The sequence below is a fragment of the Leifsonia sp. ZF2019 genome, from assembly GCF_019924635.1.
Lineage (GTDB): Bacteria > Actinomycetota > Actinomycetes > Actinomycetales > Microbacteriaceae > Leifsonia.
In genome coordinates, this window is sequence record NZ_CP065037.1 from 2,359,503 (window position 1) to 2,379,699 (window position 20,197).

Sequence of the window (20,197 nt, forward strand, 5' to 3'; positions counted from 1 at the left end):
CGACAGCTAGGAGAGGATGTCTTTCGTCGTGAACCGGCCGATTGCGAGCGCGCCGAACACCGCGATGTAGCCCAGCTGGAGCAGGGCGTTCTGGCCGAGAGCGTCCCAGGAGATCGGGTCGCGCAGCAGGTCGCCGAACGCAAGCCAGTAGTGGGAGAACAGCCACGGGTGCAGGTCGGAAAGCTGCGGCAGCTGATCGAGGACCTGCGACACCACCGCCAGCACGGCGGTGGCGGCCATGGCGCCCACCGGGACATCGGTCAGGGTGGAGAGGAACAGCCCGATGGCGCACAGCCCGAGCAGCGACACGACGACGTACGCGGCGATCAGCAGCAGCCTCCCGAACGCGTCCGCGACGCCGACCGTCGTGCCGGAGAGCAGGGTCACCGGGCCGATCGGGAAGAGCACCGCGCCGATCGCCGCGCCCGCGATCGCCACCGTCAGCGCTGCTGCCACGCAGAACGCGGCCGATCCGGCGTACTTCACGGCGAGGAGGCGCAGACGGCCCGCTGGGGCGATGACGAGGTAGCGGAGGGTGCCGTGACTCGCCTCACCCGCAATCGTGTCTCCGGCGACGACGCCGATCGTGAGCGGCAGGAAGAGCGGCATGCACACCACCAGGGCGGTGAAGGCGACGAAGAGCCCGTTGTCGGTGATCTGGCTGAGGAACCCGGGACCCCGGCTCGACCCGCCGGTGATGCGCACGGCGACGGCGATGAGCACGGGAACCGCGGCGAGTGCGGCGAGCATGGCCCACGTGCGCAGCCGCCGGAAGAGGACGGACAGCTCGGAACCGAGCAGTCCCCATCCGGCCGACGGCCGCGTCCGCCGCGCGCCGACCGCGCCGGCGGACGGGGCGGCGGTCGTCGCGTCACTGCTCGACATCGAAGCCCTCCCCGGTCAGCTCGACGAACCGCTCCTCCAGGCTCGAGGAACGCACCGCGAACCCCCGCAGCCGGACCCCGGCACCGACCAGGGCGGACGCCAGCTCTTCCGCGGCGGGAGCGTCGGCCCCGAGCGACGCCTCCACGCCGGATGGGACGGGAGAGGAGTCCAGACCCATCCCGGCCAGCACCGAGGCGGCGAGCGGCGCGTCGGGAGTCTCGACCGCCACCCGCGGCCCGGATCCGCCCCGCAGCTCGGCGAGCGAGCCCTGGGCCACGAGCCGGCCGGCCCGCATGATCGCGGCGTGCGTGCACATCTGCTCGATCTCGGCCAGGAGATGGCTGGACACGAACACCGTCGTGCCGCCGTCGGCGAGCGAGCGGACCAGGGAGCGCACCTCCCGCGTCCCCTGCGGGTCGAGACCGTTCGTGGGCTCGTCGAGCACGAGCAGGTCGCGCTCGGTCAGCAGGGCCCCGGCGATGCCGAGCCGCTGCTTCATCCCGAGCGAGTAGGCGCGCACATGCTTGCCGGCGGCGTGCGAGAGGCCGACGCGCTCGAGCGCGGCCTCCACCCGCCGACGCCGGGTCGCACCCGGGGCGAGACGATCCGCGCTGTCCCGGCGCAGGAGGTTCGCCGTGCCCGACAAGTATGGAGCGAACGCCGGCCCCTCGACCAGGGCGCCGACGCGGGGCAGCACGCTCGCACCGCGGTCGGGCATCCGCTCGCCGAGAACGCGGGCCTCCCCCGCCGACGGCGCGACCAGTCCCAGGAGCATCCGGATCGTGGTGGTCTTTCCCGACCCGTTCGGTCCGAGGAAGCCGAACACCGAGCCGCGCGGAACCTCCAGGTCGATGCCGTCGACCACCGCGCGCGAACGGAATCGCTTCGTCAGGCCGCTCGTCGCGATCGCGGCGGCGTCGGTCACCGTGCGGCGGCCTGCAGCGCGGAGACGGGGACGGCGCCGGCGAGCACGCGTCCATCGGAGGTCACGAGCACCGACACCAGGGAGGTGCTGAGCGCCCGACCGCCGTCCACCGTGGTCGTCAGCTGTGCGAACAGCGGATCGGAGACGAGACCGTCCGGAGCGGAGCCGGCGGCCAGCGTGACGATGCTCGCCCAGCCCTCGCCGCTGACCTGCGGCTTCGGGTGGTCGGCGCCCTGCGGCTGGTGTCCGGACGGCGCCGACAGCGACTGCTCGGTCACCTTCGCGCCCTTCGGCGGGGTGAAGGCGAACAGGTCGGTGGACGGCCGGTCCGTGCTGAACGACGTGAACCCGGCCTCGAACGCCGGGGCGCTCGCACCGCGCGCGAGCACCTGCACTCGCAACGGGATGCCCGTGGCGCCGTCGACCGCGATCCGGACCGAGCCCACCAGCGTCGCCGCCGTGCGCGGGGTCAGGACGAGAGTGTAGGCGTCACGCCCCGCGACCGTGGACGGCGCGGCGAGCGTCACCTCCGTCGTGGGGTCGGCCGCGGCGATCAGCTTCTCGGCGAGAGCCTGCGGAGTGGTGGCCAGCGGCGTCGGCGTCGCGGCCTCGGCACCCGACGAGGCGCGATCCGGGAGGGTGAGATGCGTCGCCGACTCCCCCTTCGAGTCGTACAGCCACACGTCCGCACCGTTGCGCACCGCGTCGCGCTCGGCCAGCTGGTCCAGCACCTGGACGCGCTGGCGCGTCGGACCGTCGACGTACACCTTGGCGGTGTGGTCTCCGGTCAGCAGCTCGAGGGCGCTCTGCTCGCTCGACGTCGCTGAGGACGAGGATCCGGTCATCCCCGAGATGTCGGGCAGCCCCAGCTCGGAACTCTGCGCGACCGTCCCGGAGAAGGTCTCCGTGTCGCTCGCGGCGACGAGGCGCACCACGTCCTCCGGCGAGCGCACCGGGAGGTCCGCCGCGCCGGCGGCGAGGGGCACGGCGATCGCCCCGGCGGCGATCGCCGCGGGAACGGCGACCGCGGGAACCCAGCGGATCCATCGGCGACTCATACCCTCAGGATACGCTCCGCCTCACCCGGTCACCCTGCGAGCTGACCGGGAAAAGCACGGCGCTGACCACCACCGCGGACGCGAGGAGGCCCCGCGTCCGATCGACGCGGGGCCTCCTCCATCCGTGATATCGGGTCGGCTCAGAGCACGTCGCCGACGCGGTGCACGCGGATGTCGTTGGTGGTTCCGGGGATCCCGGGAGGGGAACCCGAGATGATGATGACCTTGTCGCCGTTCTGGGCGCGGCCGGTCGACTTGAGCGCCTCGTCCACCTGGGCGACCATCTGGTCGGTGTGGGTCACACGGTCGACGACGAAGGACTCCACACCCCAGTAGAGCGCCATCTTGCGACGGGTCGACTCCTCGGGCGTGAAGGCCAGAATCGGGATCCTGCTGCGCAGGCGGGCCATGCGGCGGGCGGACTCGCCCGACTCGGTGAACACACAGAGGTACTTCGCCTCGACGAAGTCCGCGACCTCCACGGCCGCCAGGGTGATGGCACCGGACTGTGTGCGCGGCCGCGTGCCGAGCGGCGCGATGCGGTCGAGACCGTGCTCCTCGGTGGAGGTCACGATGCGGGCCATGGTCTGGACCGTCACGGTCGGGTACTCGCCGACGCTGGTCTCGCCGGAGAGCATGACCGCGTCCGCACCGTCCAGGACGGCGTTCGCGACGTCGGAGGTCTCGGCGCGGGTCGGGACCGGGCTCGAGATCATCGACTCGAGCATCTGCGTCGCGACGATGACCGGCTTGGCGGCGCGGCGGGCGAGCTCGACCGCGCGCTTCTGCACGATCGGGACGGCCTCTAGCGGCAGCTCCACGCCGAGGTCGCCACGGGCGACCATGATGGCGTCGAACGCCTCGATGATCCCCTCGAGCGCCTCGACGGCCTGCGGCTTCTCGATCTTGGCGACGACCGGGACGCGACGCCCCTCCTCCGCCATGATCTCGTGCACACGCTCGATGTCGGCGGCGTTGCGCACGAACGAGAGCGCGATCAGGTCGGCGCCGAGCTTGAGTCCCCAGCGCAGGTCAGCCTCGTCCTTCTCGGACAGCGCGGGCACGTTGACCGCGACGCCCGGGAGGTTGATGCCCTTGTTGTTCGAGACCGGGCCGGCGACCACGACACGCGTAGTGACGACGGTGCCGTCGGTCTCGAGGACCTCGACGCGCACCTTTCCGTCGTCGATCAGCAGGAAGTCGCCCGGCTTGACGTCCTGGGGCAGCCCCTTGAACGTGGTCGAGGAGATCTCCTTGGTGCCGATGATGTCCTCGGTGGTGATCTTGAAGATGTCGCCCTCGGCGAGCTCGTAGGGGCCCGCCTCGAACTTGCCGAGGCGGATCTTCGGGCCCTGCAGGTCGACCAGGACCGCGACGGGCTTCCCGGCGTCCGCGGCAGCCTTGCGCACGTTCGCGTAGACCCCCTCGTGGACGTCGTAGCTGCCGTGGCTCAGATTCATCCTGGCCACGTCGACACCCGCGTCGATGATCGCGCGGATGTTGTCGTAGCTGGACGTCGCCGGCCCGAGGGTCGAGACGATTTTCGCCCTTCTCATGCTTTCGTTGCTCCGATGTTCGTGCGCCCCTGACGGCGCGCGGTTCGTGGTGATGCCCGAAGAGGGCATCGGGTCAGACGAGGATTCCCCGGTCGGTCGGGCGGACCGGAGCCGGCAGCTGCGTCTCCCCCTCAAGATACCGGTCGACGGCCGCCGCCGCCGCCCGGCCCTCGGCGATCGCCCACACGATGAGCGACTGGCCGCGGCCCGCGTCGCCCGCGACGAAGACGCCCGGCTCGCTGGTCTGGTACTGCCCGTCGCGCTGGAGGTTGCCGCGCTGGTCGAAGGGGAGGTTGAGCTGGGCCGACAGGTCGTCCTGCTCCGGGCCGGTGAAGCCCAGGGCGAGCAGCACGAGGTCCGCGGGGATCTCGCGCTCGGTGCCCGCCTTCGGCACGCGGCGGCCGTCGAGGTACTCGGTCTCGGCGACGCGCAGTGCGCGCACCTCGCCGAACTCGTTGGCGAGGAACTCGACGGTGGACGCGAGGAACTCGCGCTGGCCGCCCTCCTCGTGCGCCGACTGCACCTCGAAGAGCGTCGGTGTGGTCGGCCACGGCTGGTGCGCGGGGCGCTCCGACGGCGGCTGGACGCCGATCGCGAGGTTGGTGACGCTCGCCGCGCCCTGGCGGTGGGCGGTGCCGATGCAGTCCGCGCCGGTGTCGCCGCCGCCCAGGACGACGACGTGCTTGCCGTCGGCCGTGATCTGGCCGGAGACATCGTCCCCGGCGCCCGCCTTGTTCTGCTGGACCAGGTACTCCATCGCGAAGTGCACGCCGGCCAGGTCCCGGCCGGGGATGGGCAGATCGCGCGGGACCATCGCACCGGTGGCGACCACGACCGCGTCGTAACGGGTCCGCAGTTCGTCCCAGGTGATGTCCGTGCCGATGTCGACGCCCGCGCGGAAGCGGGTGCCCTCGGCCATCATCTGGTTCAGACGCGCCTCGAGGTGCTTCTTCTCCATCTTGAAGTCCGGGATGCCGTAGCGCAGAAGGCCGCCGATGCGGTCGTCGCGCTCGTACACGGCGACGGTGTGGCCGGCGCGCGTGAGCTGCTGCGCGGCGGCGAGGCCGGCGGGACCCGAGCCGACGACGGCGACCGTCTTGCCGGTCAGGCGCTCCGGCGGGTGCGGCTGCACCCAGCCGTTCTGCCAGGCCTGGTCGATGATCGACACCTCGACCTGCTTGATCGTCACGGCGGGCTGGTTGATGCCGAGCACGCACGAGGACTCGCACGGGGCCGGGCAGAGACGGCCCGTGAACTCCGGGAAGTTGTTGGTCGCGTGCAAGCGCTCGATCGCCTGGCGGCCCTCCCCGCGCCACATCAGGTCGTTCCACTCCGGGATGAGGTTGCCCAGAGGGCAGCCCTGGTGGCAGAACGGCACGCCGCAGTCCATGCAGCGGCCGGCCTGCCGGCGCAGCTGGGCCGGGTCGCCCGCCTCGTAGACCTCTTTCCAGTCCATGAGGCGCACCGAGACCGGTCGCCGCGCGGGGAGCTCCCGCTCCGTGGTCTTCAGAAAGCCCTTCGGGTCAGCCACCAGTGACCTCCAAAATCCGGTTCCACACGATGTCGCCGTCGGGGTCCAGACCCTCGTCGACGGCTTCTTGACGCATCTGCAGCACGGCCGCGTAATCCCGCGGCAGCAACTTCACGAACTTCCCGACGGTCGCGTCGAAGTCCTCGAGCAGACGGTCGGCCAGCGCCGAGCCCGTCTCCGCACGGTGTTTCTCGAGCAGGTCGCGCACGATCTCGACGTCCGCGCTGCCGAGCGGCAGCAGTTCCAGCTCGCCGCTCGCGAGGGAGTCGCGGTTCACCCGGTCCTCCTTGAGCTCGTACACGTACGCGGTGCCGCCCGACATACCGGCGCCCAGGTTGCGCCCGGTGCCGCCCAGGATCACGGCGAGGCCACCGGTCATGTACTCGAGCGCGTGGTCGCCCACACCCTCGACGACCGCGGTCGCTCCCGAGTTGCGCACCAGGAACCGCTCGCCCACGATGCCGCGGATGAACATGCTCCCCTGAGTCGCGCCGTAGCCGATGACGTTGCCGGCGATCACGTTGCGTTCGGCCGGGAACACGGCGTCCTTCGAGGGGCGCACGACGATCTGGCCGCCCGAGAGCCCCTTGCCGACGTAGTCGTTCGAGTCGCCCTCCAGGCGCAGCGTGATGCCCGCCGGGAGGAACGCGCCGAGCGACTGGCCGGCCGAACCGGTCAGTGTGATGTCGATCGACCCGCTGGGCAGGCCGTTCTCACCGCGTGCCTTGGTCACCTCGTGCCCGAGCATCGTGCCGACGGCACGCTCCGTGTTCCGGATCGGAAGCGTCAGCGAGAGCGTGCCGCCGTTCGCGAGCACGTCGCGGGAGGCGTCGATCAGCTGGTTGTCGAAGTGCTCGTCCAGCTCGTGGTCCTGCGCGCGGCCGTTCTTGCGCGGCGCATCGGCCGGGAACGCCGGGCCGTGCAGGATCGGCGACAGGTCCATGCCCGACGCCTTCCAGTGGTTCACGGCGCGGTCCACATCGAGCAGCTCCGCGTGGCCGATCGCCTCGTCCAGCGTGCGGAAACCGAGCTCCGCGAGGTACTCGCGCACCTCCTGGGCGATGAACTCGAAGAAGTTCACCACGAACTCGGGCTTGCCCGAGAAGCGCGAACGCAGCTCCGGGTTCTGGGTCGCGACGCCGACGGGGCACGTGTCCAGGTGGCACACGCGCATCATGATGCAGCCAGAGACCACCAGCGGCGCCGTCGCGAAACCGAACTCCTCGGCGCCGAGCAGGGCGCCGACGATCACGTCGCGGCCGGTCTTCAGCTGGCCGTCGACCTGCACGACGACGCGCTCCCGCATGCCGTTGAGCATGAGGGTCTGCTGCGTCTCGGCGAGGCCGAGCTCCCACGGCGTGCCCGCGTGCTTGAGCGAGTTGACCGGGGAGGCTCCCGTGCCGCCGTCGTGGCCCGAGACCAGGATGACGTCGGCCAGTGCCTTCGCCGTCCCCGCGGCGACCGCGCCGATGCCCGACTCCGAGACGAGCTTGACGTGGATACGCGCACCCGGGTTCGCCCGCTTGAGGTCGAAGATCAGCTGCTTGAGGTCCTCGATGGAGTAGATGTCGTGGTGCGGCGGCGGGGAGATCAGGCCGACTCCGGCCGTCGCGTGCCGTGTGCGGGCCACCCAGGGGTACACCTTGGTCGGCGGCAGCTGACCGCCCTCGCCCGGCTTCGCGCCCTGAGCGAGCTTGATCTGGATGTCGTCGGCGTGCGTGAGGTACATGCTCGTGACGCCGAAGCGGCCCGAGGCGACCTGCTTGATCGCGCTGCGGCGCTCCGGGTCGAGCAGGCGCTCGAGGTCCTCGCCGCCCTCACCGGTGTTCGACTTGGCCCCGAGCCGGTTCATGGCGATCGCCAGGGTCTCGTGCGCCTCCTTCGAGATGGAGCCGTAGCTCATCGCGCCGGTGGAGAACCGCTTGACGATCGACTCGATCGGCTCGACCTCGTCCAGCGGCACCGGCGTGCGCTCTCCCGATTTCAGGGCGAACATCCCGCGCAGGGTCATGAGCGACTCGGCCTGGTCGTCGACGAGCTTCGTGTACTCGCGGAAGATGTCGTACCGGCGCGTGCGCGTCGAGTGCTGGAGCCGGAAGACCGTCTCCGGGTTGAAGAGGTGCGGCGCGCCGTCACGGCGCCACTGGTACTCGCCGCCGGTCGCCAGCCGCTCGTGCGCGACGATCGCGCTCTCGGCCGGGTAGGCGCTCTCGTGACGCGACAGGTTCTCGGCCGCGATGACCTCGATGCCGACGCCGCCGAGCTTGCTCGTGGTGCCGGTGAAGTAGCGGTCGACGAACTCCTGACTGAGGCCGACGGCCTCGAACGCCTGCGCCGCCGCGTACGACGACACGGTGGAGATGCCCATCTTGGACATGATCTTGAGGACGCCCTTGCCGAGCGCCTTGATGACGTTCTTCACGGCCTTCTCCGGCGAGACGCCCGGGATCAGACCAGAACGGACCAGCTCCTCGCAGGTCTCCATCGCCAGATACGGGTTGATCGCCGAGGCGCCGTAGCCGATCAGGAGCGCGACGTGGTGCACCTCGCGCACGTCGCCCGCCTCCACGATGAGCCCGACCTTCATGCGGTTCTCGGCGCGGATCAGGTGGTGGTGGACGGCCGCGAGCATGAGCAGCGACGGGATGGGGGCGAGATCCTTGTTGGAGTCGCGGTCGCTCAGCACGATGAACTGGGCACCGGCCTCGATGGCCTCGTCGACCTCGTCGCACATCTCGGCGAGACGGCGCTCCATGGCGTCCGTGCCCGCGTCGAAGCGGTAGAGGCCGCGGATCGTCGTGGCCAGGCGGCTGCCCGGGCGCGGGTCCATGTGCTGGATCTTCGCGAGCTCGTCGTTGTCGATCACCGGGAAGTCGAGGACGACCTGGCGTGCGTGCTCCGGTCCGGCGGAGAGCAGGTTGCGCTCCGGGCCCAGGCCGAGCTTCAGCGAGGTGACGACCTCTTCGCGGATCGAGTCCAGCGGCGGGTTGGTCACCTGGGCGAACTGCTGCGTGAAGTAGTCGAAGAGCAGCCGCGGACGGTCGGAGAGCACTGCCACGGGCGTGTCGGAGCCCATGGCGCCGAGCGGCTCCGCGCCGGTGGTCGCCATCGGCTTGAGGAGGATGCGCACCTCCTCCTCCGTGTACCCGAACGTGCGCTGACGGCGGGTGATGGAGGCCGGAGTGTGCACGATGTGCTCGCGCTCCGGGAGGTCCTTGAGGTTGATGCGGCCCTCGTCGAGCCACTCGCCGTACGGCGCGCCGTTGGCGAGCTCGGATTTGATCTCGTCGTCCTCGATCAGCCGGCCGGCGACGGTGTCCACGAGGAACATGCGACCCGGGCGCAGTCGGCCCTTGCGCACGACCCTGCTCGGCTCGATGTCGAGCACGCCGATCTCGGAGGCCAGCACGACGAGGCCGTCGTTGGTGACGACGTAGCGGCCCGGGCGCAGTCCGTTGCGGTCCAGCGTCGCGCCGACGAGCGAGCCGTCGGTGAAGACGATCGCGGCCGGGCCGTCCCACGGCTCCATGAGCATCGAGTGGTACTCGTAGAAGTCGCGCCGGACCGGGTCGATCTCGGTCTGGTTCTCCCACGCCTCCGGCACCATCATCATCACCGCGTGCGGCAGCGAACGACCGGTGAGCGAGATGAGCTCCACGACCTCGTCGAACGACGCGGAGTCGCTCGCACCCGGCGTCACGATCGGGAAGACGGGCGAGAGATCGCCCAGCAGCTCGCTCTCGAGCTGCGACTGCCGGGCGCGCATCCAGTTGCGGTTGCCCTGCACCGTGTTGATCTCGCCGTTGTGCGCGATCATCCGGAACGGCTGCGCGAGAGGCCACGACGGGAACGTGTTCGTCGAGTAGCGCGAGTGCACGAGCGCGAGCTTCGAGGCGAAGCGCTGGTCGGACAGATCGGGATAGAACGGCTCGAGCTGGAGCGTCGTGACCATGCCCTTGTAGACGATGGTGCGGCTCGACAGCGACGAGAAGTACAGGTCGAGCTCGCGCTCGGCGCGCTTGCGGAGGAAGAACGTCTGCCGGTCGAGCGCGATGCCCGCGACGAGGTCGCCCTTCTCGTCCGTGCGTGTGCTGGCGACGTAGAGCTGCTCGATGACCGGCATCGCGTCGCGCGCCAGCGTGCCGAGCTCGCCGGGGCGGACGGGAACCTCGCGCCAGCCGAGGACGGTGAGGTCCTGCTCGACGGCGATGGCCTCGACGGCGGACTTGATCGCCGCGCGCTCCTCCGCCCCCGTGGGCAGGAACGCGTTGCCGACCGCGTACCGTCCGGCCGCCGGGAGCTCGAGGCCCGAGACGGCGCGCAGGAAGGCGTCGGGCACCTGCGTGACGATGCCCGCCCCGTCGCCGGTTCCGGCGTCGGAGCCGACAGCGCCGCGGTGCTCGAGGTTGCGCAGCGCCTGCAGCGCGGCGTCGATGATGTCGTGCCCGGCGGTGCCGCGCAGGGTCGCGACCATCGCGAGACCGCAGGCGTCCTTCTCCTCGGCGGGGTCGTAGAGACCCTGCTTCGCAGGAAGGGTGCTGAACCGGGTGTGGGGAGGCGTGAACGCCATCTTTCGACCGTCCTCACAGTGTCGTGGATGTGGGGATGCTATGTGCGGGGACGCCATCGGCCCTGAGGAGGTGGTGGATCCGCCGCGCTCACCCGGCTGTGTGCGGCCGGTGGCTCGGTGCGGTCGGTGATGCTTTCGGGATTGCCTCGACAGACGTTACGGGTGGTGCGAGCCGGCGGCGTTTCAGCCGTTCGTGGGGCTTGTGGCCTTGGCTCCTGAGGATCCGGCGGGCACCCCGTCGTCCTCGTCGGGGACCTCGTCATCCGAGTCCGTGTCGTCCGAGTCTACCTCAGCATCCGGGCGGACCCATTCACGACCCGGCCGGTACACGCCCGGCTCGAGGCCGGGGTGGCGACGGGTCTGGACGATGAGGATCACGATTCCGAGCACGACGGCGAGGAAAGCGGCCCACACGTTGGAGGGGATGCCGAGGATGTTGAACTCGCTCGGGTCGATGCGGATCGACTCCAGGTACGACCGTCCGAGGCCGTACCAGATCAGGTACAGGGCGAACGTCTTGCCCCAGCGCAGCTGGAACTTCCGCTCCAGGAGGAGGATGACGACGATGCCGATGACGTTCCAGATAATCTCGTAGAGGAACAGCGGCTGGAACAGGGTGCCGTCCGGCAGCCCGACCGGGATCGCCTTGTTGCCCGCGTCGATCTGCAGACCCCACGGGAGGTTGGTCGGCAGCCCGAAGAGCTCCTGGTTGACATAGTTGCCGAGGCGGCCGATGGACTGCGCGAGCAGCAGCGCGGGAGCGAGCGCGTCGGCGAACGACCAGAAGCGCACGCCCGAGATCTTCGAGGCGATCGCGACGCCGACGGCGCCGCCGATGAGCGAGCCGAAGATGGCGTTGCCGCCTTCCCAGATGGCCCAGATGCTGCCCGGCTCGAACGGGTTCCAGGGGTTCGATCCCGGGCCGAAGTAGTCGCCCGGGTGCGTGAACACGTGATAGAGCCGTGCCCCGATGATGCCCAGCACGACAGCCCACAGGGTGAAGTCCAGCACCACGCCCGGCTCTCCGCCACGCTTGCTCAGCCGGCGCGAGGTCCAGAGCACCGCGACGACGATCCCGATCAGGATCATGATCGCGTACGTCTGGATGCGCCAGTGCCATCCGAACAGGTCGATCGGGATGTTCTGCCACTCGGGCCCCGGGCTCGGGATGCTGGCGTACCAGCTGCTCATCGTCGCAAACACCCGAAGACTCACCTTTCGTTCCGGTCAGACCGTCGCGGTTCGCCGCGCGGCCTCCATAGTCTAAGACGACGGCGCTACCGCGCCGTGCCACCCGCCAGCTCGGCAGCCGTGCGGGCGACCGCGTCGACCCCGCCGTCTGCAAGGGCTTTCACGAGAGCGGAGCCGACGATCGCGCCGTCGGCGTATTCGAGCACCTCACGCACCTGGGCTCCCGTGGAGATCCCGACCCCGACGCACGCGCTCGTCGAGCCGGCCTCGCGGAGGCGGCCGACGAGGGTGCGCGCGGCGGCATCCACATCGGCGCGCGCGCCGGTGATGCCCATGGTCGAGACCGCGTACACGAACCCGCGGCTCGCCTCGACCGTGCGGCGCAGCCGCTCGTCGGTGGAGGTCGGCGCGGCCAGGAACACCCGGTCCAGGCCCGCGCGGTCCGACGCAGCGAGCCACTCGGCGCCCTCGTCGGGGATCAGGTCGGGCGTGATGAGCCCGGCTCCCCCGGCCGCGGCCAGCTCGTCGGCGAAGCGGTCCACGCCGTACTGCAGCACCGGGTTCCAGTAGGTCATGACGAGCACGGGGACGTCGGCGCGCGCCGTGATCTCGCGCACCGCCGTGATCCCGTCGCGCAGCCGGAAGCCGTTCGCGAGGGCCTGCTGAGTCGCGGCCTGGATGACCGTGCCGTCCATGACCGGGTCGGAGTACGGCAGCCCGAGCTCGATGATGTCCACGCCGTTCTCGGCGAGGGCGACGGCGGCGTCGATGCTGGTCTGCAGGTCGGGGAACCCGGCAGGCAGGTAGCCGATCAGCGCGCCGCCGGCCTCCCGGTTGCGCTGGGCGATGGTGTCGGCGACGCGGCTCACGACTGAACGGCTCCTTCGTCGATCAGGCCGAAGTAGCGTCCGGCGGTCTCCATGTCCTTGTCGCCACGACCGCTGAGGTTGACCAGCACGATGCCGTCCGGCCCCAGCTCACGGCCGAGCGCCAACGCGCCGGCGAGCGCGTGGGACGACTCGATGGCCGGGATGATGCCCTCGGTCAGACTCAGCAGGCGCAGCGCGTCCATGGCCTCGGCGTCCGACACCGGGCGGTACTCCGCGCGGCCGATGGAGGCGAGCCAGGAGTGCTCCGGTCCGACCCCCGGGTAGTCCAGCCCGGCGGAGATCGAGTGGGACTCGATGGTCTGGCCGTCCTCGTCCTGCAGCAGCATGCTGCGCGCGCCGTGCAGCACACCGGGACGGCCCTTGGTGATGGTGGCGGCGTGGCGCGGCGTCTCCGCGCCCTCTCCCCCGGCCTCGAAGCCGACGAGGCGGACATCCTCGTCGTCGAGGAAGGCGTGGAAGATGCCGATGGCGTTGGACCCGCCGCCGACGCAGGCGGCCACCGCGTCGGGAAGCCTGCCGGTCAGCGCGAGCACCTGCTCGCGGGCCTCCTCGCCGATGATCTTCTGCAGGTCGCGGACCATCGCCGGGAACGGGTGCGGGCCGGCGACCGTGCCGAAGATGTAGTTGGTGGTCTCGACGTTGGTGACCCAGTCGCGCATGGCGTCGTTGATCGCGTCCTTGAGGGTGCGCGAACCGGTCTTCACCGCGATGACCTCGGCGCCCAGCAGGCGCATCCGGGCGACGTTGAGCGCCTGACGCTCCGTGTCGACCTCGCCCATGTAGATCGTGCACTCGAGGCCGAAGAGGGCGGCCGCCGTCGCCGTCGCGACGCCGTGCTGGCCCGCGCCGGTCTCGGCGATCACGCGCTTCTTGCCGATGCGCTTGGTCAGGATGGCCTGGCCGAGCACGTTGTTGATCTTGTGCGACCCCGTGTGGTTGAGGTCCTCGCGCTTGAGGATGATACGCGCGCCCCCCGCGTGCTCCGCGAAACGGGGCACCTCGGTGATGATCGACGGGCGCCCGGTGTAGCTGCGCTGCAGCTCGTCGAGTTCCGCGTGGAATGCGGGGTCGGCCTTGGCGGCCTCCCAGGCCGCGGAGAGCTCGTCCAGGGCGGCGACGAGCGACTCGGGCACGAAGCGGCCGCCGAAGTCGCCGAAGTAGGGACCGGTCTCGGAACGGAGGGACATCAGACTCCCAGGAATTCGCCGAGCGTGGCGACGGGATCGCTCGTCACGAGCGCTTCGCCGACGAGCACGACGTCCGCGCCCCCCGCCCGGTAATGCGCGACGTCGGCCGCCGAGAGGACGGCGGACTCCGCGACGCGGATGGTGCCGGACGGATACCGGTCGGCCAGGCGGCCGAACAGATCGCGGTCCAGCTCGAACGTGGAGAGGTTGCGGGCGTTGACGCCCACGAGCTTCGCGCCGGTGTCGAACGCCCGGCTCAGCTCGTCCTCGGTGTGAGCCTCGACCAGCGGGGTCATGCCCAGCTCGACGATCAGGTCGTGCAGCGAGACCAGGGTCTTCTGGTCGAGCGCGGCGACGATGAGGAGCACGAGGTCGGCGCCGGCGGCGCGCGCCTCCAGGATCTGGTACGGCTCGGCGACGAACTCCTTGCGGAGCACCGGGATCGACACGGCAGCGCGGACCGACTCGAGATCGGCGAGCGAGCCGCGGAAACGACGCTCCTCGGTCAGGACGCTGATCGCGCTGGCGCCGCCGGTCTCGTACGCGGACGCGAGAGCGGCCGGATCCGGGATGTCGGCGAGGGCGCCGCGCGAGGGGCTCGCCCGCTTGACCTCGGCGATGACCTTGATGCGGTCGGCCGGGGCGAGGGCGGCGAGGGCGTCCAGCGCGGGGGCGCGATCGAGGGCGGCCGCTTCGACGACGGCGAGCGGACGCTCGACGCGCCGCCGTTCAGCATCCTCGAGCGCGCCGGCGACGAGGTCGGCGAGCACGCGTCAGTGGCCCTTCGGGGTGTACTTGGAGCCGCCGACGCCGTACCCGGCGCGCTTCATGATCCAGCCGACGATGAGTCCGACGACGGCGAGGCCGGCTGCGGCCCAGACGACGACGGGAGCCTCGAAGAAGAAGGCGACCGCGCCGATGGCGAAGGCGACCAGCATGATGATCACGGCCGTCCACGCCGCCGGCGAATGACCGTGGCCTGGCTCGACTGACTCGGTGCTCATGGGACTCCTGCACGTCTGGTGCGCGCCGATGGGCGCGCACGGGGTTGGGAACGGATCAAGTCTAGTGGCTCAGCGCGTGGGATCGTCGCCGCGGCTCAGCTCGTCCCAGCTGTCGATCGCGGTGTCCCGGTCGAGGGCGGCGGGCCCGGACGAGGCTTCACCTTCCGCCACGGCGCGTGCTTCGTCGTCGTCCGTCTCCTCGGTCGCGGACAGTCCGAGAGCGGCGGCGGAGTCGACCCCGTCCTCCCCGGCGAAGCGTGTCTGGTACTTGCGCGACGGTCCCGGCCAGAGGCGGGAGAGCACCACGACGGCCGCACTCGCCAGCACGATGAGCGCACCGCCGACGACGGCGAGCCACGGCCAGAACTGCACGTCGACCTGGTCGACCAGGCGGCGCACGGACGCGGTGCCCGCGACCCCGGTCGCCGTCGTGATGGCCGAGGACGACGCACGCAGCGCGTCTCCCAGGGCGGTCCCCGCCGAGATGAGCACCGAGACGCCCAGCAGCACGCCGAGCAGCGCGAGGGCGATCCGGAAGACCGGGCCGGCGATCGCGAGCGCCGCGGTGAGGGCGAGACCCGCCAGCGCGAGGGCGGTGAGGGCCGGCGCCGCCGTCGACCCGGGAACGCTCAGGACACTGACGTGACGTGCGACGTCCGTGAGGTGCACGCCGAACCAGGTCTGCGTCGCGGCCAGCAGCGCGAGCCCGCTCCCGGCGACGAGCGCCAGCAGGGTGACGTACTTGGACCGGCGGCTCACGCGGCGCTCGACCTCCCGGTCGATGTCACCGCCGTCGCCCTCGGTCGGGTCCACGGTCATGGCGTCAGCGTCCGCTCTCGTCGCCGGTGACCCGGTGCAGCGCATTCGCCACCGCGACGGCGCGCAGCGGGGCGGCGGCCTTGTTCTGCGACTCCTGGAACTCGCTGCGCGGCACGGAGTCGGCCACGAGGCCGCCCCCGGCCTGCACCCGCGCCACGCCGTCCATGATGGTCGCGGTGCGGATGGCGATGGCGAGATCCGCGTCGCCGGCGAAGTCGAAGTAGCCGATCACGCCGCCGTACACCCCGCGCTGAGCGGGCTCCAGCTCGTCGATGATCCGCAGCGCCATCGGCTTCGGCGCGCCCGAGAGCGTTCCGGCGGGGAAGGTGGCGCGGAACACGTCGATCGCCGACGACTCCGGCAGCAGGTCGCCCTCCACCGACGAGACGATGTGCATGATGTGGCTGAAGCGCTCGACGCGCATGAACTCGGTCACCTCGACGGTGCCGGCGGCACAGACCTTGAGAAGGTCGTTACGGGCGAGGTCGACGAGCATGAGATGCTCGGCACGCTCCTTGTCGTCCGCCAACAGCGACGCCTCGAGGTCGAGGTCCTCCTCCGGCGTCGCCCCGCGGGGACGCGAGCCGGCGATGGGGTGGGTGAAGGCGCGCCCCTCCTGCACCTTGACGAGGGCCTCCGGGGACGAGCCGACGATCTGGTAGGCGCCGCCGTCCGGCCGCTCGAGCGACAGGAGGTACATGTACGGGCTCGGGTTGAGCGCGCGCAGCACTCGGTAGACATCGATCGCCGAGGCGGTGCACGCCAGCTCGAACCGCTGGGAGATCACGACCTGGAAGATGTCACCGGCGACGATGCGCTCCTTGGCCGTCTCCACCGACGCGAGGAAGTCCTCCTCGTGGGTGCGCGACACGGGTTCGGCCGGGGTGTCGAGGTCGACCTCCGCCAGCCACGCCTCCGACGGCTGGGCCAGCTCGCGCTGCATCCGGTCGAGGCGCGCCTGGGCGTCCGCCCACAGGGCCTCGGCCGGCTCCTCACCGTCCGCCAGCGCGTTCGCGATGAGCTTGACCGTGCCCGACCGGTGGTCGACGACGACCAGGTCCGAGGCGAACGCGAGCGCCTGCCCGGGGATGTCGTAGTCGGCCGGAGGCTGCGCCGGCAGCCGTTCGATCTGGCGGATCGCCTCCCAGCCGATGAATCCGACGAGGCCGCCGGTTAGGGGCGGCAGCCCGGGGATGCGCGGCGTCTGCCAGCGCTGGTGCAGGGCGGCCAGCGCCTCGAGCGGGCGGAGCGCCGCCTGCGGGCCCAGGGCCCGCTCGGCCGAGAGACCGTAGTCCAGCCAGCGCACATCGTCGCCGTCCTGCGTGAGCACGCCGAACGAGGCTGCGCCGACGAACGAGAACCGGGACCAGATGCCGCCCTGCTCGGCGGACTCCAGGAGGAAGGTGCCCGGACGTCCGGCGGCCAGCTTGCGGTAGATGCCGACCGGGGTCTCGCCGTCCGCGAAGAGCTCGCGTACGACGGGGACCACGCGGTGGCTGCCGACGAGCGCGTCGAAGTCCGCGCGTCGGGTGGTGGCTGCGGTGGTCGCGATCACAGGTCGGACCTCATCTCCTCGGAGAAGGCGACGCCTGCCGCGTCCCCGACGACGGGGGCGAGCTGGTCGGCGTCGAAACACGTACGGGTGCCGGTGTGGCAGGCGGCGCCGATCTGATCGACCGTCACCAGGAGCGTGTCGCCGTCGCAGTCGAGCGCGGCCGACTTGACGAACTGCACGTGGCCGGAGGTGTCCCCCTTGCGCCAGTACTCCTGCCGGGAGCGCGACCAGAAGGTCACCCGCCCCTCGGTCATCGTGCGCCGGAACGCCTCCGCGTCCATCCAACCCATCATGAGCACCTCGCGGGTGTCCCACTGCTGGATGATCGCCGGGACGAGCCCGGTGTCGGTGAAGCGGATGCGGTCGAGCACCGCCGTCTGGTCGTCGCTCATGTGCGGACCTCCCGTCCTGCCCCGGCCAGGGCCTCCTTGACATCGCCGATCGTCAGCTCGCGCGAGTGGAACACGCTCGCGGCGAGCACGGCGTCGGCTCCCGCGTCGATGGCGGGCGCGAAGTCGGCGACCTTCCCGGCGCCGCCGGAGGCGATCACCGGCACGCTGCTGATCGCGCGCATCTCGCGGATGAGCTCTAGGTCGAAGCCCTCCTTGGTGCCGTCGGCGTCGATCGAGTTGACGAGCAGTTCGCCCGCACCCAGCTCGATCGCGCGTCGCGCCCACTCGAGCGCGTCGAGGTCGGTCTCAGTGCGGCCGCCGTGGGTCGTCACGACGAAGCCGGACGGCGTCGCCGCCGAGCGCTTCACGTCGAGCGAGAGCACCAGCACCTGCGCGCCGAAGCGGTCGGCGATTTCGGCGACGAGCTCCGGACGCGCGATCGCGGCCGAGTTGACGCCGATCTTGTCCGCCCCGCTGCCGAGGAGCCGCGCGACGTCCTCCGGGCTGCGCACCCCGCCGCCCACGGTGAGCGGGATGAAGACCTGCTCGGCGGTCGCCCGCACGACGTCGTAGGTCGTCGATCGGTCGTCGACCGTCGCCGTCACGTCGAGGAAGGTCAACTCGTCGGCGCCCTGCTCGAAGTACATCCTGGCGAGTTCGACCGGGTCGCCCTGGTCGCGCAGGTTCTGGAAGTTCACGCCCTTCACGACGCGGCCGGCGGCCACGTCGAGGCACGGGATGACGCGGACCGCGACGGACATCAGATCCGCGCCGCGTGGATGGACGTGACGAGGATGGCCCGCGCACCCAGCTCGTAGAGGTCGTCCATGACACGGTTCGTCTGGTCCTGTTTGATCATCACGCGCACGGCGACCCAGTCGGGCTCGCCGAGCGGGGACACCGTCGGCGACTCGACACCCGGGGTCAACGCGACCGCACGGTCGAGCAGCACGGCGGGCAGGTTGTAGTCCACGAGCACGTACTGGCGGGCGACCATGACGCCCTGGAGGCGGCGCACCAGCGTCTCCACGCCCTCGGCCGGGGACGGGGACGAGATGAGCACGGCCTCCGACTCGAGGATCACGGGACCGAAGATCTCCAGACCCTGCTTGCGCAGGGTGGAGCCGGTCTCGACCACGTCGGCGACGGCGTCGGCGACGCCCAATCGCACGGCGGACTCCACCGCACCGTCGAGCTTGATCAGGCTCGCCTCCACCCCGTGCTCGGCGAGGAAGGCGCCGACCAGTCCCGGGTAGCTCGTCGCGACGCGCTTGCCCTGCAGGTCGGCGAGCTCACGGAACCCGTCGGCGGGCGCGGCGAACCGGAAGGTGGACGCCGCGAAGTCGAGCGACGCGATCTCGCCGGCGGACGAGCCGGAGTCGAGCAGCAGATCGCGGCCGGTGACGCCGACGTCGAGTGCCCCGGAGCCGACGTAGGTGGCGATGTCGCGCGGGCGCAGGTAGAAGAACTCCACCCCGTTGCGCACATCGGTGACGATGAGCTCCTTGGGGTCGCGGCGGCCGACGTAGCCCGCCTCGTGGAGCATCTGCGCCGCGGTCTCAGAGAGGGAGCCCTTGTTGGGGACGGCGATCTTCAGCATGTGTTCGAAGTCTTTCGTGACGTGACGGATCAGGGTGCGCCGGGCGGCGCCTGCGGGATCGGGGTCACAGATGTCGGTAGACGTCGGCCGGCGTCAGGCCCTTGGCGAGCAGGAGCACCTGGAGGTGGTAGAGCAGCTGCGAGATCTCCTCGGCCGTCTCCTCGTCGGACTGGTACTCCGCGGCCATCCAGACCTCGGCGGCCTCCTCCACGATCTTCTTTCCGATGGCGTGCACGCCCGCATCCAGCTCGCGCACCGTTCCGGAACCCTCCGGACGGGTGGCGGCCTTCTCGCTGAGCTCGGCGAAGAGGTCGTCGAAGGTTTTCACCATTACAGCGTAGCGGTCGCGGGAGGGCCCGCGTGCCGCGGTCAGTGGAGGTGGGAGGCGACAGCCGCACGCAGGCCGGCGATGTTCGAGGCGGGATCGCCACGGAAGACGCTTGACCCCGCCACGAACGTGTCCGCACCGTTCTCGGCCGCGACCACGATCGTCTCGGCCGTCACTCCGCCGTCCACCTGCAGCCAGACGTCGAGGCCGCGCGTCTCGACGGCCTCGCGCAGCGCGCGCAGCTTGGGCATCGTCTCCGGCATGAACGACTGACCGCCGAACCCGGGCTCGACCGTCATGACCAGCACCTGGTCGAACTCGGGGAGCACGTCGAGGAACGGCGCGACGTCGGTGCCGGGCTTGAGGGCGACGCCGGCCCGGGCGCCGATCCCGCGCAACCGCCGCGCGAGCGCCACCGGATCGGCGGCGGCTTCGGCGTGGAAGGTGACCGAGTACGCGCCGAGCTCGGCATACCCGGGCGCCCAGCGTTCCGGGTCGTCGATCATCAGGTGCACGTCGAGAGGGATGGCGCTGACGGCCTGGATCCGCTCCACCATCTGCGGGCCGAAGGTGAGATTCGGCACGAAGTGGTTGTCCATCACGTCGACGTGCACGAGGTCGGCCGTCGCGATCCGGGCGAGGTCGCGCTCCATGTTCACGAAGTCGGCGGCGAGGATGCTGGGGTTGATGCGGGCCATGGTTCCAG

At 70.8% G+C, this 20,197-nt stretch carries 18 protein-coding genes; all 18 read right to left on the reverse strand.

What is annotated here, in order from left to right:
• Window positions 1–6: 6 nt before the first annotated feature.
• Entirely contained in the window at window positions 7–885 is an 879-nt protein-coding gene (locus IT072_RS11555) for an ABC transporter permease (protein WP_223356670.1), read from the reverse strand.
• On the reverse strand, window positions 872–1,810 hold the full coding sequence (locus IT072_RS11560; RefSeq protein WP_223356672.1) for an ABC transporter ATP-binding protein: 939 nt from the start codon (window positions 1,808–1,810) through the stop codon (window positions 872–874). Before IT072_RS11560 ends, IT072_RS11555 begins: the two co-directional genes overlap by 14 nt.
• On the reverse strand, window positions 1,807–2,868 hold the full coding sequence (locus tag IT072_RS11565) for a LolA family protein (protein ID WP_223356675.1): 1,062 nt from the start codon (window positions 2,866–2,868) through the stop codon (window positions 1,807–1,809). The genes IT072_RS11560 and IT072_RS11565 overlap by 4 nt, the downstream gene beginning before the upstream one ends.
• A gap of 140 nt (window positions 2,869–3,008) precedes the next feature.
• Window positions 3,009–4,424 carry a pyruvate kinase gene (gene pyk, locus IT072_RS11570; protein WP_223356678.1) on the reverse strand — a complete coding sequence of 472 codons (1,416 nt, stop codon included), beginning with the start codon at window positions 4,422–4,424 and terminating at the stop codon, window positions 3,009–3,011.
• Window positions 4,425–4,497: 73 nt separating this feature from the next.
• Window positions 4,498–5,955, reverse strand: a complete 1,458-nt coding sequence (locus IT072_RS11575; protein ID WP_223356681.1) for a glutamate synthase subunit beta — start codon at window positions 5,953–5,955, stop codon at window positions 4,498–4,500.
• Window positions 5,948–10,525: a glutamate synthase large subunit gene (gltB, locus tag IT072_RS11580; protein WP_223356691.1), complete on the reverse strand. Its 4,578-nt coding sequence runs from the start codon at window positions 10,523–10,525 to the stop codon at window positions 5,948–5,950. The genes IT072_RS11575 and gltB overlap by 8 nt, the downstream gene beginning before the upstream one ends.
• Before the next feature lie 183 nt (window positions 10,526–10,708).
• Window positions 10,709–11,716 carry a prolipoprotein diacylglyceryl transferase gene (gene lgt, locus IT072_RS11585; RefSeq protein ID WP_223356694.1) on the reverse strand — a complete coding sequence of 336 codons (1,008 nt, stop codon included), beginning with the start codon at window positions 11,714–11,716 and terminating at the stop codon, window positions 10,709–10,711.
• 86 nt (window positions 11,717–11,802) lie between these two features.
• Window positions 11,803–12,585, reverse strand: coding sequence for a tryptophan synthase subunit alpha (gene trpA, locus IT072_RS11590; protein ID WP_223356696.1), 783 nt, complete (start codon window positions 12,583–12,585; stop codon window positions 11,803–11,805).
• Window positions 12,582–13,793, reverse strand: coding sequence for a tryptophan synthase subunit beta (gene trpB, locus IT072_RS11595; protein WP_223356700.1), 1,212 nt, complete (start codon window positions 13,791–13,793; stop codon window positions 12,582–12,584). The genes trpA and trpB overlap by 4 nt, the downstream gene beginning before the upstream one ends.
• A complete protein-coding gene (gene trpC / locus IT072_RS11600; protein WP_223356703.1) occupies window positions 13,793–14,563 on the reverse strand; it encodes an indole-3-glycerol phosphate synthase TrpC in 771 nt (256 codons plus the stop codon). The genes trpB and trpC overlap by 1 nt, the downstream gene beginning before the upstream one ends.
• Before the next feature lie 3 nt (window positions 14,564–14,566).
• Complete coding sequence (locus tag IT072_RS11605) at window positions 14,567–14,797, reverse strand: DUF6704 family protein (RefSeq protein WP_223356706.1); 231 nt, start codon at window positions 14,795–14,797, stop codon at window positions 14,567–14,569.
• Window positions 14,798–14,866: 69 nt separating this feature from the next.
• The gene (locus IT072_RS11610) at window positions 14,867–15,616 is read right to left on the reverse strand and encodes a Trp biosynthesis-associated membrane protein (protein ID WP_223356708.1); all 750 of its coding nucleotides are present in this window, start codon (window positions 15,614–15,616) and stop codon (window positions 14,867–14,869) included.
• A 4-nt stretch (window positions 15,617–15,620) separates the two neighbouring features.
• Window positions 15,621–17,171 carry an anthranilate synthase component I gene (locus IT072_RS11615; RefSeq protein WP_223356710.1) on the reverse strand — a complete coding sequence of 517 codons (1,551 nt, stop codon included), beginning with the start codon at window positions 17,169–17,171 and terminating at the stop codon, window positions 15,621–15,623.
• The gene (gene hisI, locus IT072_RS11620; RefSeq protein ID WP_223356713.1) at window positions 17,168–17,563 is read right to left on the reverse strand and encodes a phosphoribosyl-AMP cyclohydrolase; all 396 of its coding nucleotides are present in this window, start codon (window positions 17,561–17,563) and stop codon (window positions 17,168–17,170) included. Before hisI ends, IT072_RS11615 begins: the two co-directional genes overlap by 4 nt.
• A complete protein-coding gene (gene hisF, locus IT072_RS11625; RefSeq protein ID WP_223356716.1) occupies window positions 17,560–18,324 on the reverse strand; it encodes an imidazole glycerol phosphate synthase subunit HisF in 765 nt (254 codons plus the stop codon). Before hisF ends, hisI begins: the two co-directional genes overlap by 4 nt.
• On the reverse strand, window positions 18,324–19,163 hold the full coding sequence (gene hisG, locus IT072_RS11630) for an ATP phosphoribosyltransferase (RefSeq protein WP_223356718.1): 840 nt from the start codon (window positions 19,161–19,163) through the stop codon (window positions 18,324–18,326). The genes hisF and hisG overlap by 1 nt, the downstream gene beginning before the upstream one ends.
• A 64-nt stretch (window positions 19,164–19,227) precedes the next feature.
• Window positions 19,228–19,491: a phosphoribosyl-ATP diphosphatase gene (locus tag IT072_RS11635; protein ID WP_039921834.1), complete on the reverse strand. Its 264-nt coding sequence runs from the start codon at window positions 19,489–19,491 to the stop codon at window positions 19,228–19,230.
• Between the two features lie 41 nt (window positions 19,492–19,532).
• Window positions 19,533–20,189 (reverse strand): ribulose-phosphate 3-epimerase, encoded by a 657-nt coding sequence (gene rpe / locus IT072_RS11640; RefSeq protein WP_223356721.1) that lies wholly within the window; start codon window positions 20,187–20,189, stop codon window positions 19,533–19,535.
• Window positions 20,190–20,197: the final 8 nt, after the last annotated feature.

Excerpts from the sequence above, each read along its gene's own strand:
- pyk (WP_223356678.1), bottom strand. The coding sequence starts at position 4,424 with ATGAGAAGGGCGAAAATCGTCTCGACCCTCGGGCCGGCGACGTCCAGC.
- gltB (WP_223356691.1), bottom strand. The coding sequence starts at position 10,525 with ATGGCGTTCACGCCTCCCCACACCCGGTTCAGCACCCTTCCTGCGAAG.
- IT072_RS11565 (WP_223356675.1), bottom strand. The coding sequence starts at position 2,868 with ATGAGTCGCCGATGGATCCGCTGGGTTCCCGCGGTCGCCGTTCCCGCG.
- trpB (WP_223356700.1), bottom strand. The coding sequence starts at position 13,793 with ATGTCCCTCCGTTCCGAGACCGGTCCCTACTTCGGCGACTTCGGCGGC.
- hisG (WP_223356718.1), bottom strand. The coding sequence starts at position 19,163 with ATGCTGAAGATCGCCGTCCCCAACAAGGGCTCCCTCTCTGAGACCGCG.
- hisI (WP_223356713.1), bottom strand. The coding sequence starts at position 17,563 with ATGAGCGACGACCAGACGGCGGTGCTCGACCGCATCCGCTTCACCGAC.
- hisF (WP_223356716.1), bottom strand. The coding sequence starts at position 18,324 with ATGTCCGTCGCGGTCCGCGTCATCCCGTGCCTCGACGTGGCCGCCGGC.
- lgt (WP_223356694.1), bottom strand. The coding sequence starts at position 11,716 with ATGAGCAGCTGGTACGCCAGCATCCCGAGCCCGGGGCCCGAGTGGCAG.
- IT072_RS11605 (WP_223356706.1), bottom strand. The coding sequence starts at position 14,797 with ATGAGCACCGAGTCAGTCGAGCCAGGCCACGGTCATTCGCCGGCGGCG.
- IT072_RS11555 (WP_223356670.1), bottom strand. The coding sequence starts at position 885 with ATGTCGAGCAGTGACGCGACGACCGCCGCCCCGTCCGCCGGCGCGGTC.
- IT072_RS11610 (WP_223356708.1), bottom strand. The coding sequence starts at position 15,616 with ATGACCGTGGACCCGACCGAGGGCGACGGCGGTGACATCGACCGGGAG.
- rpe (WP_223356721.1), bottom strand. The coding sequence starts at position 20,189 with ATGGCCCGCATCAACCCCAGCATCCTCGCCGCCGACTTCGTGAACATG.